Annotated in this window: 9 protein-coding genes and 1 pseudogene; 8 read left to right on the top strand and 2 right to left on the bottom strand. The window is 67.5% G+C overall.

Going from position 1 to position 14,882, the window contains the following annotated elements:
- Positions 1 to 143 precede the first annotated feature (143 nt).
- The 4 genes from J7024_RS03975 (at position 144) to J7024_RS03960 (ending at position 4,827) form a co-directional block, all read left to right on the top strand.
- Positions 144 to 1,310 carry a branched-chain amino acid ABC transporter substrate-binding protein gene (locus J7024_RS03975; protein WP_124826241.1) on the top strand — a complete coding sequence of 389 codons (1,167 nt, stop codon included), beginning with the start codon at positions 144 to 146 and terminating at the stop codon, positions 1,308 to 1,310.
- Between the two features lie 16 nt (positions 1,311 to 1,326).
- Positions 1,327 to 1,869: an L-2-amino-thiazoline-4-carboxylic acid hydrolase gene (locus J7024_RS03970; RefSeq protein WP_124826240.1), complete on the top strand. Its 543-nt coding sequence runs from the start codon at positions 1,327 to 1,329 to the stop codon at positions 1,867 to 1,869.
- The gene (locus J7024_RS03965; RefSeq protein ID WP_124826239.1) at positions 1,862 to 3,112 is read left to right on the top strand and encodes a Zn-dependent hydrolase; all 1,251 of its coding nucleotides are present in this window, start codon (positions 1,862 to 1,864) and stop codon (positions 3,110 to 3,112) included. The genes J7024_RS03970 and J7024_RS03965 overlap by 8 nt, the downstream gene beginning before the upstream one ends.
- 170 nt (positions 3,113 to 3,282) lie before the next feature.
- Entirely contained in the window at positions 3,283 to 4,827 is a 1,545-nt protein-coding gene (locus tag J7024_RS03960) for a hypothetical protein (RefSeq protein WP_234744805.1), read from the top strand.
- Positions 4,828 to 4,920: 93 nt separating this feature from the next.
- Here J7024_RS03960 and J7024_RS03955 read toward each other — a convergent pair.
- Positions 4,921 to 5,755: pseudogene (locus J7024_RS03955) on the bottom strand (c-type cytochrome).
- Positions 5,756 to 6,128: 373 nt separating this feature from the next.
- Entirely contained in the window at positions 6,129 to 7,124 is a 996-nt protein-coding gene (locus tag J7024_RS03950) for a LysR substrate-binding domain-containing protein (protein WP_124826236.1), read from the bottom strand.
- A 632-nt stretch (positions 7,125 to 7,756) separates the two neighbouring features.
- On the opposite strand from J7024_RS03950, the gene J7024_RS03945 reads away from it, so the two are divergent.
- The 4 genes from J7024_RS03945 (at position 7,757) to J7024_RS03930 (ending at position 14,696) form a co-directional block, all read left to right on the top strand.
- Positions 7,757 to 9,172, top strand: a complete 1,416-nt coding sequence (locus J7024_RS03945; RefSeq protein WP_124826235.1) for a circularly permuted type 2 ATP-grasp protein — start codon at positions 7,757 to 7,759, stop codon at positions 9,170 to 9,172.
- 64 nt (positions 9,173 to 9,236) lie between these two features.
- Complete coding sequence (locus J7024_RS03940; protein ID WP_124826234.1) at positions 9,237 to 10,178, top strand: alpha-E domain-containing protein; 942 nt, start codon at positions 9,237 to 9,239, stop codon at positions 10,176 to 10,178.
- 9 nt (positions 10,179 to 10,187) lie between these two features.
- A complete protein-coding gene (locus J7024_RS03935) occupies positions 10,188 to 11,165 on the top strand; it encodes a transglutaminase family protein (protein ID WP_124826233.1) in 978 nt (325 codons plus the stop codon).
- A gap of 93 nt (positions 11,166 to 11,258) precedes the next feature.
- The gene (locus tag J7024_RS03930) at positions 11,259 to 14,696 is read left to right on the top strand and encodes a transglutaminase family protein (protein ID WP_124826232.1); all 3,438 of its coding nucleotides are present in this window, start codon (positions 11,259 to 11,261) and stop codon (positions 14,694 to 14,696) included.
- The last annotated feature ends 186 nt before the right edge of the window (positions 14,697 to 14,882 follow it).

Here is a 14,882-nt window from a genome sequence, read left to right as displayed (position 1 = left end):
CAACAATAAAATATCCTGTATTTACAGGTAATTACGCTATCTTGTCGGGATTGGCATAAGCATCCAACAATTGAATATTTGGGGTGTGGGTGCTTAATATTTAATATTTTTCATGTTTTGATCCGAATCGGTGATCCCCGCACATGAAAATCGCTTTCCTTCCCGCCAGCCTCGCATTCTCCGCGCTCGCGCTGATCGCGTCCGTTCCCGCCTTTGCGCAATCCGCGCCGCAGACGATCCTGATCGGCCTCGCCGCGCCGCTCACCGGGCCGTCCGCACGGATCGGCAAGGACCTGCAGAACGGCGCGCAGCTCGCGATCGACGACGCCAACGCGAAGCATCCGAGCATTGGCGGCAAGCCGGTCGTCTACAAGCTCGTCGCGGCCGACGATCAGTCCGACCCGCGCACGGCCGTCGCGGTCGCGCAGCAACTCGTCGACCAGCACGTGATCGGTGTCGTCGGCCACTGGAACACGGGCTGCAGCGTGCCGGCGTCGCGCGTCTATCGCGATGCGGGCATTCCGCAGATCGCGCCGGCGTCCACCGGCCACCAGTACACGCAGCAGGGCTACGCGACGGCGTTCCGGATCATGGGGCACGACGATGCGGGCGGCAACTTCACCGGCGCCTATGCGGTGAAGACGCTGAAGGCGAAGCGCATCGCGGTGATCGACGATCGCACGTCGTTCGGCGCCGGACTGGCCGACCAGTTCATCAAGGGCGTGCAGGCGAACGGCGGCACGATCGTCGATCGCCAGTACGTGAACGACAAGACCACCGACTTCAGCGGCGTGCTGACCGCGATCAAGGGCAAGCGCGCGGATCTCGTGTTTTTCGGCGGGCTCGACGCGCAGGCGGCACCGATCGCGCGCCGGATGCGCCAGCTCGGCGTAAGCGCGCCGCTGCTGGGCGCCGGCGGCTTCGTGAGCCAGACCTTCCTGTCGCTCGCGGGCAAGGACGGCGACGGCGTGACGGCGCTCGAACCGGGCCTGCCGCTCGACCGGATGCCGGGCGGCAAGGCGTTCGACGCGCAATATCGCGCACGCTTTCGCGCGCCGATCGAGCTGCACGCGCCGTTCGCGTACGACGCCGCCGCCACGCTGATCGCCGCCGCGCAAAAGGCCGGCACGACGCAGCCGGCGAAGCTCGTTGCGGCGGTGCGTACGATCGACCGTGCCGGCGTGACCGGCCGGATCGCGTTCGATGACGAAGGCAATCTGAAGGACCCGGCATTCACGATCTACCAGGTGCGCGGCGGCAAGTGGACTGTCGTCGACGTGCTCGGCGGCGCGCGCACCGCAGCGAAATAACGACGGAGACGACCCCATGACCGATACCACCCAGGCATCCGCCGCCGCAGCGCCCGAGGACACGCGCCTCGGCATCCTCGCGCGGCGCCGCATCGAAGCGGAAATCATCAAGCCGATCTACGAGATCATGAAGCGCGACTTCGGCACCGAACGCGCGCAGGCCGTGATCGCGGAAGCGGTGCGCGGCGCGGCTGTCGACGCGGGCCGCGCGTTCGCCGCGCAGGAGCCCGGCGGCACGAGCGTGCAGTCGTTCATCGCGCTGCAGGTGCTGTGGGAGAAGGACGATGCGCTCGACGTGGAAGTGCGGCGCGCGGACGACGCGCACTACGACTACGACGTGCATCGTTGCAGCTACGCGGAGATGTATCACGCGATGGGGCTTGGCGAGATCGGCCACCTGCTGAGCTGCGCGCGCGACAGTTACTTCATCGACGGCTACGACCCGCGCATCGCGCTGACGCGCACGAGCACGATCATGCAGGGCGGCAGGCGCTGCGATTTCCGCTACGCGCTGCAGACCGCGCCGGGCGACGACGCAGCGGAGAGCGGCAATGCGTGACGACCTCGCGCTTGCGCCGCGCGTCGACGGCGAGCGCCTGTGGGCGTCGCTCGAACGGATGGCGCAGATCGGCGCGACGCCGAAGGGCGGCGTCTGCCGGCTCGCGCTGACCGATCTCGATCGCGAGTCGCGCGACCTGTTCGTGCAGTGGGCGCGCGACGCCGGTTGCACGGTGCGCGTGGACCGGATGGGCAACGTGTTTGCGCGCCGCGCGGGCCGCAATCCCGATGCCGCGCCGGTGCTGACCGGTTCGCACGCGGATTCGCAGCCGACGGGCGGCCGCTACGACGGCATCTACGGCGTGCTCGGCGGCCTCGAAGTCGTGCGCGCGCTCAACGACGCGGGCATCGAGACCGAGCGCCCGGTCGACGTCGTGATCTGGACCAACGAGGAAGGCTCGCGTTTCGCGCCGGCGATGATTTCGGCCGGCGTGTTCTCGGGCGTCTATACGCTCGAATACGGACTGTCGCGCACCGATGGCGCGGGCAAGACGATCGGCGAGGAACTCGAGCGGATCGGCTACGCGGGCACGGAGCCGGTCGGCGGCTATCCGCTGCATGCCGCGTACGAACTGCACATCGAGCAGGGCGCGATTCTGGAGCGCGCCGGCAAGACGATCGGCGTCGTGACGGCCGGGCAGGGGCAGCGCTGGTACGAGGTGACGCTCACGGGCGTCGATGCGCACGCGGGCACGACGCCGATGGAATTCCGTCGCGACACGCTCGTGGGTGCCGCGCGGATGATCGAATTCGTCGATGCGCTCGGCCGTCGCCATGCGCCGCACGCACGTGCGACGGTCGGGATGATCGAAGCGCGGCCGAATTCGCGCAACACGGTGCCGGGCGGCTGCTTCTTCACGGTGGAATTCCGCCATCCCGACGATGCGGTGCTCGATGAACTCGATGCCGCGTTGCGGGCAGAGCTGGCGCGCGTGGCCGACGCCGCCGGGCTCGGCGCGCAGATCGAGCAGATCTTCAAATATCCGCCGGTGCCGTTCGCGCCGGCCTGCGTCGGTGCGGTGCGCGATGCAGCGCAGGCGCTTGGGCTGTCGCACATGGACATCGTGTCCGGCGCGGGCCACGACGCGTGCTATATCGCGCGCGTCGCGCCGACCGGCATGATCTTCGTGCCGTGCGTCGACGGCTTGAGCCACAACGAGGCCGAGGCGATCACGCCGGAATGGGCGGCGGCCGGTGCCGACGTGCTGCTGCGCGCGGTGTTGCGCAGCGCGCAGGAAGTCTGAGCCTCGCGCGGGCGGTCTCCGGGCCGCCTGCCCGATGGCGCGACGTCGTCATGCCGCGCGGCATCGACGCGCGCCGGCACGGTTCGATTCCGTGCGATCGTCCGGCGCGGCGGCTGCTGGCTCACGGCATCGACCCGTTTGCCCGGCGGCCGTGGCACTATAGCAACCCGTTGGAACGACAGGAAAAGGCGGCGCCCGGCATGCAGATCGTGCTCGACTATTACGCGTGGAAACTGGACAACGGCGTCGACAAGACCAACGTGTTCGCGGGAACCTGGAAAGACAACTTCGCGTTTTACGCGTCCAGCCCCACGCATCCTGTTTCCCGGATTCGGTTCATCAAGGGCGCGCTTGTCGGCGGCTACGGGCTGATCGGCACGATGATCAACGACCTGACGGCCAACCCGGCGGAAATCGCGCATCTCTACGGGCTGATGCGCAGCCGCTACACGATGCTGGCCAGCGCGTTCACGCTGGCGGCCGGGCAGCCGGTCCTGACGACGAGCGTCGCGTGGAAATACATCGAGCAGTCGGAACGGACGGTGGCCTCGTTCCTGCTCGGCGGCGCGTGCGCGTTCTACGGCGTCACGACCTGGCTGAAGTCATGGCAGGTGCCGCAGGGCGTCGCGGATTTCTATCACTACGGCATTTACACGGATCCGGCGCTGTCGAATCTGGGACTGATGCCGTTCGGCGCGGCCGAGCAACGGCCGGATTATCTGTGTCGCGCATACGGCGATGGTCACACGCACTGGTTCTGGGTCGAAGCGAAGGCGCGCCTGAACAAGGGGCTCGAATGGGGCGACGAGGATGTCGCCGGGGCGATGGCGCAGGCTACGTCGGTTCCGGTACTGGTCGTCGCGGGTGTGCCCGTAGAGGTGCACTTTCCGGAGCCGGTCGTGACTTACGCCGGGATGTCGAGGAAGGGGCCGCTGTCCAGGGTCAGGCTGTCGCTGATCGATCCGCCCGCCGATCCGCTGCCGGACCAGCCCGCTCGCGATGTGCCGCGTTTGTTCGTGTCGGACGTACTGTTGCGTCTGTCGAGTATCGTCGGGGCTGTCGTCACGCGGGACGCGCTGGCGCCGCGCGAAACGCAATCGATGATGTCCGACTCGGGATACGATTTCTTTCCTATCGATGCCGACGTCTGCCTCGGATTGCCGCATTTCATGGCGGAAGAGATCGACACGCCACGTGGTGTGCGGACGATCGCGGAAGCCCTCGTTGCGGTCTATTTCGATCTGGCGAAGATCGGCGCGGCATGGTTGCGGCTGTCGTCGGCGCGTGAACGGGATGCGCTCGATCGAGCAGGCGTGCTTCGCTACTTGGAAGAGGCGGTGGCGGCCGTGGGCGGAACGTCGGCGTTTCGCGCCATGCTGGACACCATCGAAGCCGTCGAGCGGCAGCCGCCGCACACAGACGATGAGATTGTGGACGGTGCGCGATTCGTCGATCTTCTGCTACCGGAAAGACAGTCGGCGATATTGCCTGCCGACTTGCTCGTCAGGTGGCTGAACTGGATCGGCGTCGTCTCGATGGTGACTTACGTGGAAAGGCAGACGCTGGCATCGGTGCGGCTGACGAGACTCAACCTGAATCGCGGGAATGCGCTCGCCTATGGCGACTTGACGAATCCGGTCGAAGACGCTGTCGCTTGCGGCGGATTGTGGATCCTCGAGTCCGAGGTCGCGACGCGCTTGCAAAGGGCGGAGTAGCCCGCGGTAGGGCAATCGCGGGCCGGGGGCGGCCGATTCCTCTCGTTGCCGGATCCTGCCGTCCGGCGTGATCGCTGCGCTACGGCGCGCACATTACTTCCCCGTCTTGCGCCGCGCCATGTACGCGAGGTAGGCGACGATGTCGTCGAGTTCCCAGTCGCTCAGTTGCTCGGGCGGGAAGGCTGGCATCACGCGGCCCGGCCAGTCGCGCACCGACGCCGGGTTGCGGATGTAGCGGCGCAGCGCGGCGGGCTGGAAGTAGTCCACCGGGTTCATCGGCGTGTTCAGGTCCGGGCCGGCATGGCTGCTGCCCGCGCCGTCGAGCCGGTGGCACGCGAGGCACTGCGTGACGAACAGCCGCTGGCCCGCGCGGGCCGGATCGTTCGCGGGCAGCGCGGGATCCACGGCGAGCGACGGCCAGCGCGCGAGCGGCGACGACTCGATCGTGATCCGCACGATCTGATAAGGCCACTGCTCGCCGCGCACCGACGACGCGTCCGGCCCCAGCCACACGAGATAGAACGGCCCCGCGCTGACCGGCTTGCCCGGGAGCTTCGGCCATGGATGAGCCGGGTCCTCGATCGCGAGCCACGCGACGGCGCCGGCCGGCGCGCCGCGGCGCACGAGATCCAGCGGCAGTTGCGCGGCGAAGCCGTCGGCCGCACGCGTTTCGAGCACGCCGGCCGTCGGCAGCGGTGTGTCGCCGAGCAGCGCGGCAAACGGCACCGCGGAACGTCATCGGCCGGCCGTACGCGATGTCGCGCGGCACGTGGATGTCGGTCGCGTCGGGGCGGGCAAGCAGCGCCTGCCGAGTCAGGACGCGCGGCGTGCCGTCGGTATCGAGTTCGAGCGAGCCTTGCGCGCACGCGCGCGCGGCGATCAGGCACATCGTCAGCAGCAACAGCGAAAACCACTGGCGCTTCAGCATTCGTTCTCCGTGGAAGGGTATTCCGGCGGCGGCGGGAAGGCGAGCGCCGCGGCCGATGGATGGAATCGGGCGACAGTCTATCCGGTGCGGGCGGCGCTGGCGACTTCGGCGCGGGGGCGGCGTGGTGTCCCGGATGGAGCCGACCGGCGGATGGCGCGGGCAATCGCGCTACGCGCGGCGCGATGCGGGTCTGCGCTTCGAGACCGAACGTCGGCACGAGTTTTTGCCGCCCGTTGAGGAAAGAAATACACGTCGGACTCGCAAACGTCTGGCGATGCGATGACGTCGATCGAGCGTGGCGAACACGGCCCGATCATCGAGCAGGATCGAAAATACGCCGCGCCGGACGAGGACGCATCGCGCGAGCGCAGCGTTACCGGCTGCCGCCTGCGCTGCGACGCGCGATGCGAACGGCCGGCCCGACCGGCTGTTCGGCTGCGATGGTGCCGTCGGCCGCGGCGCGCGGCCGGTTCATGATGTAGGCCCACAGCTGTTCGGCGGCGAGCCCGCGCTTGCGCGCCGACCGGTACAGGCGGATCTCGAGTTCGGTGATCCAGTGTTCCGAGCCTGCGCGCACGAGCGAGCCCTCCGTGAGTTCCTTCGCGACGCAACTCTCCGGCAGCCAGCCGATGCCGTGCCCGGCCACGACCATGCCCTTCAGCGCCTCCGACATGTGCGTCTCGAAGCACCGGTGCAGCGCATACGATTCGGACGCGTTCAGCAACAGCATCTCCACGACGTTGCCGAGGAATGCGCCCGACGAATACGCGAGCAGCGGCAATGGCGCGTCCGGCGTGCCCGGCAATTCGAAGACCGGCTTGCCGCGCGCGTCGGGTGTCGACACCGGCAGGATCCGTTCGACGCCGAGCGTGACGAACGGGAAGTGGTTCGGATCGAGCACGATCGGCAGTTGCGGATGGTGATAGCCGAGCAGCAAGTCGCATTCACCTTCGACCAACTGCTGCACGCCCTCGGGCACGTTCACTGCATTGACGCGCGCGGTCACGTGGCCGACTTCGCCGTTCAGTTGCTTGAGCCATTCTGGAAACAGCGTGAACACGAGCGTATGCGCGACCGCAAAACGCACGACCTGGTCGCTCGCCGCGAACTGGTCGTAGCCGTTCACGAGATTGCGTGCCGCATACATGCTGCGCAGGATGTCCGCAGCCAGCCCGCGGAACATCTGTCCGGCCGGCGTCAGCGTGATTGGATTGATGCTGCGGTCGACGAGCTTCGCATCCATCCACGTTTCGAGCGCGGCAATTCGTCTGCTGAATGCCGACTGCGTGAGATGCCGATGACGCGCGGCCCGGGAAAAGCTCTTGGTATCCGCGAGGCTCAGGAAATCTTCCAGCCACTTTGCTTCCATTTCGATCTTCGCTTTTTATAGTCGGGCGCCCACGCGGGTGGCGGCGCCGTTTCGCTGCACGAACCTTCTAGCCTACCGCGCCTCGCGCGTGAGCAGCCGATGTTTTTTTTCGATTGGTGTCAGTCGAAATATGCATGAGCGTTGTCGGCGGCATTACGGCTGCATACGTTTGAGGCGCCGGACCCGGCTAACCGGTTGGTTCATCGCGTCGAACGACGGTGCAGCCGCAGACGGTACTTCCCCAGGGCCGGCCGCGCCGGTTGCGTGGCTGGCCCGCCCATCGCGAAACCCGTCGCGACGGGCGGCCACGGAAGCCGGGACGGTGGCCGGCGCGGGCCGCCGCGTCGCACAAGGGGCGCGCGACGCATGCATGGGTGCGGTGCAGATTACATACGCGTGACATGCGGGGAAACTATGTTCGGCAGGCGCGGCGCCAGCCGCGCGATCGCGACGCCTCGATGCGCCGGTTCGAGCTGTCTTGCACCGTCGTGGTGCGGCGTGGCGCGCAGGCGTGCGCGAATGACGCGAAAAGGGGGAATCGACGGGGGTCAAGCAAGGCACGTTCCTTGCAAAGCAGTGATTACGCCGGTCCGGCATGCGCAATGCCGGGGAGAACGATGGAGAACAATTCGATGAAACCGTTCGATGAAATGCTGCAATCCGGCGAAATGGTCAGAGCGCCTTATGCGCGCCTGAAGCAGTGGCTCGACACGCAGAACCCCGCGAGCCTCGCCCAGAAAGCCCACGATGCGGAAGGCGTGTTCCGCAGGACGGGCATTACGTTCGCCGTATACGGCGATGCACAGGCCGCCGAGCGGCTGATTCCGTTCGATATCGTCCCGCGCATCATTTCGGGTGCCGAATGGAGCCGGCTGTCGCTCGGCATCGAGCAGCGCGTGATGGCGCTCAACGCGTTCCTCGACGATATCTACCACCGCCAGGAAATCGTGCGCGCGGGCATCGTGCCCAAGCACCTGATCGCGCACAACGAAGCCTTCATCCCGGAAATGATCGATTTCCGGCCGCCTGGCAACGTTTATACGCACATCATCGGCGTCGACATCGTGCGCACCGGCGAGAACGAGTTCTACGTGCTCGAGGACAACGCGCGCACGCCGTCGGGCGTGTCGTACATGCTGGAAAACCGCGAGACGATGATGCAGCTCTTCCCGGAGCTGTTCCAGCAGGTCAAGGTGCGCCCGGTCGAGACCTATCCGCAGATGCTGCGCCAGTCGCTCGCGGCCGTGTGCCCGCCGGGCGGCAACGCCGACAACCCGACCATCGCCGTGCTCACGCCCGGCATCCACAATTCCGCGTACTACGAACATTCGTTCCTCGCCGACCAGATGGGCGTGCACCTCGTCGAGGGCAGCGACCTGCAGGTGGTCGACGGCCGCGTCGCGATGCGCACCACCGAGGGCTTCCGCCCGATCGACGTGCTGTATCGCCGCGTCGACGACGCATTCCTCGATCCGCTCACGTTCCGCCCCGATTCGGTGCTCGGCGTGGCCGGGATCATGGACGTCTATCGCGCCGGCAACATCACGATCGCGAACGCGCCCGGTACCGGCATCGCCGACGACAAGGCGATCTATTCGTACATGCCGGAGATCGTCGAGTTCTACACGGGCCGCAAGGCGCTGCTGGAGAACGTGCCGACCTGGCGCTGCGGCGAGGCCGACAGCCTCAAATACGTGCTCGACCATCTCGACGAACTGGTCGTGAAGGAAGTGCACGGCTCGGGCGGCTACGGCATGCTGGTCGGACCGTGCGCATCGAAGGCCGAACTCGAGGCATTCGCCGCGAAGCTGCGCGCGCGGCCCGCGAACTACATCGCGCAACCCACGCTGGCGTTGTCCACGACGCCGATCCTGACCGAAGCGGGCCTTGCGCCGCGCCACGTCGACCTGCGGCCGTTCGTGCTGGTGTCGGACCGGATCCGCATCACGCCGGGCGGGCTCACGCGCGTCGCGCTGAAGGAGGGATCGCTCGTCGTCAACTCGAGCCAGGGCGGCGGCACCAAGGACACCTGGGTGCTGGCCGACTGAGCCGGGCACGACCGCGCGCGCCGCAGCCGGCGCGCGAACCGAACGAAGACGGAGTGGACACGAGATGCTTCTGGGACGAACTGCGAGCGGTCTCTACTGGATGTACCGCTATATCGAGCGCGCGGAAAACATCGCGCGCATCGTCGATGCCGGGCTGCGGATGGCGCTCACGCGCACGTCCGATGCACCGGCCGAATGGTCGTCGGTGCTGGTCAGCTCGGGCGCGGACGACGGCTATCGTCAGAAGTACGACGCATATGCCGCCGATACCGTGACCGACTACCTGCTGCGCGACCGCGACAACCCGTCGAGCGTGCTGTCGTGCATCGAGGCCGCGCGCTCGAACGCGCGGATGGTGCGCACGGCGCTCACCCGCGAAGCGTGGGAGAGCGTGAACGGTGCGTGGCTCGCGCTGCGCGGCGCGCTCGCGCAGCCGGTGCCGGAGAGCGCGCTGCCGGCCGTGCTCGACGAGGTGAAGCGCGAAACCGCGCTGATCCTCGGCAGTTTCTACAGCACGATGCTGCGCAACGAGATTTTCGACTTCGCGCAGATCGGCGCATTTGTCGAGCGCGCGGACAACACCGCGCGCATCCTCGACGTGAAATACCACCTGCTGCTGCCGTCGGTGTCGCACGTCGGCACGATCCTCGACAACTACCAGTGGGAGACGATCCTGCGCTGCGTGGCCGCACACCGGTCATATCGCTGGGTGTACGACGTGCAGTACAAGCCGATGAACATCGCCGACTACCTGATCCTGAACGGCCGCATGCCGCGTTCGCTGCGCTATTGCTACGGGCGCGTCGTGTCGAGCCTGAACCTGCTCGCGAAGGATTACGGCGTGACACACCCGTGTCACGACACGGCCACGAAGATCCTGCAGATGCTGTCCGATACCACGGTCGAGCGGATCTTCAAGAGCGGCCTGCACGAGTTCCTGACCGACTTCATCGGCCGCAACAACAGCCTCGGGATCGACATCGCCCAGGCCTACAACTTCGACTGAGACTTAGCCATGCGACTCGCCATTCGACACATTTCGCGTTATCAGTTCGACGATCAAGCCACCCATGCGCTGCAACGGCTGCGGCTGCGCCCGCAATCGGGGCCCGGGCAGACGGTGCGCGCGTGGCAGGTCACGATCGACGGCGTCGAGCCGACGCTGTCGTATGCGGACGGGCTCGGCAACCGGATCGATCTCGTGCGTCACGAGCGCGGTGCGAAGCACGAGATCGTCGTGGTCGCCGCCGGCGTCGTCGAAACACAGGATCGTGCGGGCATCGTCGGCAATCCGGAGGGTTATGCGCCGCCCTGGATCTTCGAGCGCGAGACCGCGCTCACGAAAGCGGGCGAACTCGTGCGCGAGCTGGCGCAGGCGCTGCCGATCGAGCCGCACAGCCTCGATGCGCTGCACTGGCTGATGACGGAAGTGCACGGTCGCATCGCCTACGCGCCGAACCTGGCGGCGGACGCGCCCGTCGATGCCGAAACCGCGTTGCAAAACGGCGAGGGCACGAGCCGCGACCATGCGCACGCGTTCATCGCGGCCGCGCGTGCGTTGAAGGTGCCCGCGCGCTATATCTCCGGCTACGTGCTCGCCGACAGCGCGATGCAGCGCATCGCCGACGCGAAGCAGAGTGCCGGCGGCGAAGACGCGGAGGAAGCACTCGCGCTGCAGAGCGGCGATGGCATGCAGCAGGCGCTCGGCGCGTCGCATGCCGCGCAGTCGCAGGGTGCGCCGCACGCGGCGCTCGCCGCGCAGCAGCAGGGCGTTGCGCTGAGGCAGCAGCCGGCCGGCCATGCATGGGCCGAGGCCTATGTCGAAGGGCTCGGCTGGGTCGGCTTCGATCCGTTCATGAACCGCTGTCCGGACGAGCGCTATGTGCGCATCGCCGTCGGCCTCGACTATCGCGATGCGCAGCCGGTCACGGGGCTCGGCGCGTGCGCCGTCGGCGTCGAGATCAGCGTCGTGCAGTCGCCGGAACTGGTCTGACACGTACTTTCGCCGAACCCGTCGTGCCGTGCCGCCGCAGCAGCGGCGACGCGGCGCGCGCGGGCGGCCCAACCCGAACCGAGCGGCTTCCCCATGCCCATCCACGTCGCGCTGCATCACACCACCCGCTACCGCTACGACCGGCCCGTGAACCTCGGCCCGCAGATCGTGCGGCTGCGGCCCGCGCCGCACTGCCGGACGCCGATCGTCGCGTATTCGATGACGGTCGACCCGGCGCAGCACTTCATCAACTGGCAGCAGGATCCGTTCTCGAACTATCTCGCGCGGCTCGTGTTTCCGGAGCGCACCGAGCACTTCGAGATCACGATCGATCTGGTCGCCGAGATGTCGGTGTACAACCCGTTCGACTTCTTTCTCGAAGCGAGTGCGGAGCAATACCCGTTCAGCTATGACGACGCGCTGAAGACCGAACTCGCGCCGTATCTCGCATGCGATCCGCAAACGAGTGCCGCACCGCTGTTCCGTGCATACGTCGACGGCGTCGACCGCACGCCGGCCGGCACCGTGAACTTCCTCGTCGCGCTGAACCAGCAGTTGCAGCGCGACATCGGTTATCTCGTGCGGATGGAACCGGGCGTGCAGACGCCCGAAGAAACGCTTGAACTCGCATCCGGATCGTGCCGAGACAGCGCATGGCTCCTCGTGCAGCTATGCCGCCATCTAGGCATCGCCGCGCGCTTCGTATCCGGCTACCTGATCCAGCTCACGCCCGACGTGAAGGCGCTCGACGGCCCGAGCGGCACGTCGGTCGACTTCACCGACCTGCACGCGTGGTGCGAGGTCTACCTGCCGGGCGCGGGCTGGATCGGCTTCGACCCGACGTCGGGCCTGCTCGCCGGGGAAGGCCATATCCCGCTCGCGTGCACGCCGCAGCCGACCAGCGCGGCGCCGGTCGAAGGGCTGATCGACGAATGCGAAGTCTCGTTCGAGCACGCGATGACGGTGACGCGCGTGTACGAATCGCCGCGCGTGACGAAGCCGTATACGGAGCAGCAATGGGACGCGGTGCGCACGCTCGGCGCGCAGGTCGACGGCGCGCTGACGGCTGGCGACGTGCGGCTGACGCAAGGCGGCGAGCCGACCTTCGTGTCGATCGAGGATCGCGACGGCGCCGAATGGAACACCGATGCGCTCGGCCCGACCAAGCGCGGTTATGCGACCGAACTCGTGCAGCGGCTGCGCGCCGAATACGGCGAGGGCGGTTTCCTGCATTTCGGGCAGGGCAAGTGGTATCCGGGCGAGCAGTTGCCGCGCTGGGCGCTGTCGATCTTCTGGCGCGCCGACGGGCAGCCCGTGTGGCACGATCCGTCGCTGTTCGCCGACGAGCGCGAGCCGTCCGCCTGCACGACCGGCGACGCGAAGCGCTTCATCGACGCGCTGGCCGCGCGGCTCGGGCTGACCGACGAATTCGTGCGGCCCGGTTACGAGGACGTCTGGTACTACCTGTGGCGCGAACGCCGGCTGCCCGTCAACGTCGACCCGTTCGATTCGCGTCTCGACGACGAACTCGAACGCGCGCGGCTGCGCAAGGTGTTCGAGCAGCAGCTCGACAGCGTGGTCGGTTACGTGCTGCCGATCAAGCGCACGGAGAAGGTGCCGGGCCTCGATCGGCCGGACCTCGACGGCCCGCACTGGCAGACGGGGCCGTGGTTCTTCCGCGACGAGCGCATGTATCTCGTGCCCGGCGATTCGCCGATGGGCTATCGGCTGCCGCTCGATTCGCTGCCGTGGGTCGGCAGCGCGGACTATCCGTACCTGGTCGAACGCGATCCGTTCGCGCCGCGCGACGCGCTGCCGGACGCGGCGGCGTTGCGCGCGCGACACGCGGGCGCCGCCGATGCGCCGCGCTATCTGGCAGGCGTGCATCGTGAAGCGTCTGCCCAGACCGTCATGCAGTGGCGCAACGACGGCACGGGAGCAAGTGCCGGGGTCACCGCACAAGGCGCGCAGGACGCACACCGTCGCCCCGAGCGCTTCGAATCGGCCGCGTGGATCACGCGCTCCGCGCTGTGCGCCGAAGTGCGCAACGGCATCCTGTATATCTTCATGCCGCCGCTGGCCGCGCTCGAGGATTATCTCGACCTGCTCGCGGCGATCGAGCTGACCGCGCACGCGCTCGACGTGAAGCTCGTGCTCGAAGGCTATCCGCCGCCGCGCGATGCGCGGCTCAAGCTGCTGCAGGTCACGCCCGACCCCGGCGTGATCGAGGTAAACATTCATCCGGCCAGGAGCTTCGGCGAACTCGTCGATCAGACCGAATTCCTGTATGACGCCGCGTGGCAGTCGCGGCTTTCCAGCGAGAAGTTCATGGTCGATGGCCGGCACGTCGGCACCGGCGGCGGCAACCACTTCGTGCTTGGCGGTGCGACGCCGGCCGACAGCCCGTTCCTGCGCCGCCCGGACCTGCTTGCGAGCCTGATCGCGTACTGGCACAACCATCCGTCGCTGTCGTACCTGTTCTCCGGGCTCTTCATCGGCCCGACGAGCCAGGCGCCGCGCGTCGACGAGGCGCGCAACGACCAGCTCTACGAACTCGACATCGCGTTTGCCGAGATCCAGCGCAACAAGCTGCTGTACGGGCAGGACATGCCGCCGTGGCTCGTCGACCGCGTGCTGCGCAACCTGTTGATCGACGTGACCGGCAACACGCACCGCAGCGAATTCTGCATCGACAAGCTGTATTCGCCCGATTCGCCGACCGGGCGGCTCGGCCTGCTCGAACTGCGCGCATTCGAGATGCCGCCGCACGCGCGGATGAGCATCGTGCAGCAACTGCTGCTGCGTGCGCTGGTCGCGCGCTTCTGGGCCGCGCCGTATACGACGCCGCTCACGCGCTGGGGCACCGCGCTGCACGATCGCTTCATGCTGCCGGCGTTCCTGAGGATGGATTTCGACGACGTGCTGGCGGAACTGCGCGACGCCGGTTTCGCGTTCGATTCCGCGTGGTTCGCGCCGCACTTCGAATTCCGCTTCCCGCTGTTCGGCCAGATCGCGGTGAACGGGATGCAACTGTCGCTGCGCGGCGCGCTGGAGCCGTGGCACGTGATGGGCGAGGAGGGGGCGAGCGGCGGTACCGTGCGCTATGTCGATTCGTCGGTCGAACGGCTCGAGGTGCGCATGACGGGGCTGAACGACAACCGGTACGTCGCGACCGTCAATGGCCGCGCGCTGCCGCTGCAGCCGACCGGCACCGTCGGCGAGTACGTCGCGGGCGTGCGCTACAAGGCGTGGGCGCCGCCGTCGGCGCTGCATCCGACCATCGGCGTGCATGCGCCGCTCACGTTCGACATCGTCGATACGTGGCTGCAGCGCTCGCTCGGCGGCTGCCGGTATCACGTCGCGCATCCGGGCGGGCGCAATTACGCGACGTTTCCCGTCAACGCCTACGAGGCCGAAAGCCGCCGGCTCGCGCGCTTCGTCGCGATGGGACACACGCCGGGACGGATGACGGCCGAGGCCGCCGCGCCGAGCCGCGAATTCCCGTTCACGCTCGACTTGCGACGGCCCTGATCTCCGGATGAAAGGACGGATGTCGATGCGCCATTCGCGCGTTCCCGGCCCGCTGGCCGATGGCGAGCCCGACGGAGTGCTAGGATGCGGGCAGATTGCGCCCGCTCGCCGCGCCTGCCGAGTTCGATTGCCGATGCGGCGGCGCGCGGGCGCTGCCGCATCCTGACGACGGAACGACCCCCGTGC

The sequence above is a fragment of the Burkholderia sp. WTPI3 genome, assembly GCF_021483755.1.
Lineage (GTDB): Bacteria > Pseudomonadota > Gammaproteobacteria > Burkholderiales > Burkholderiaceae > Burkholderia.
This window is presented reverse-complemented; position numbering and strand designations above follow the sequence as displayed.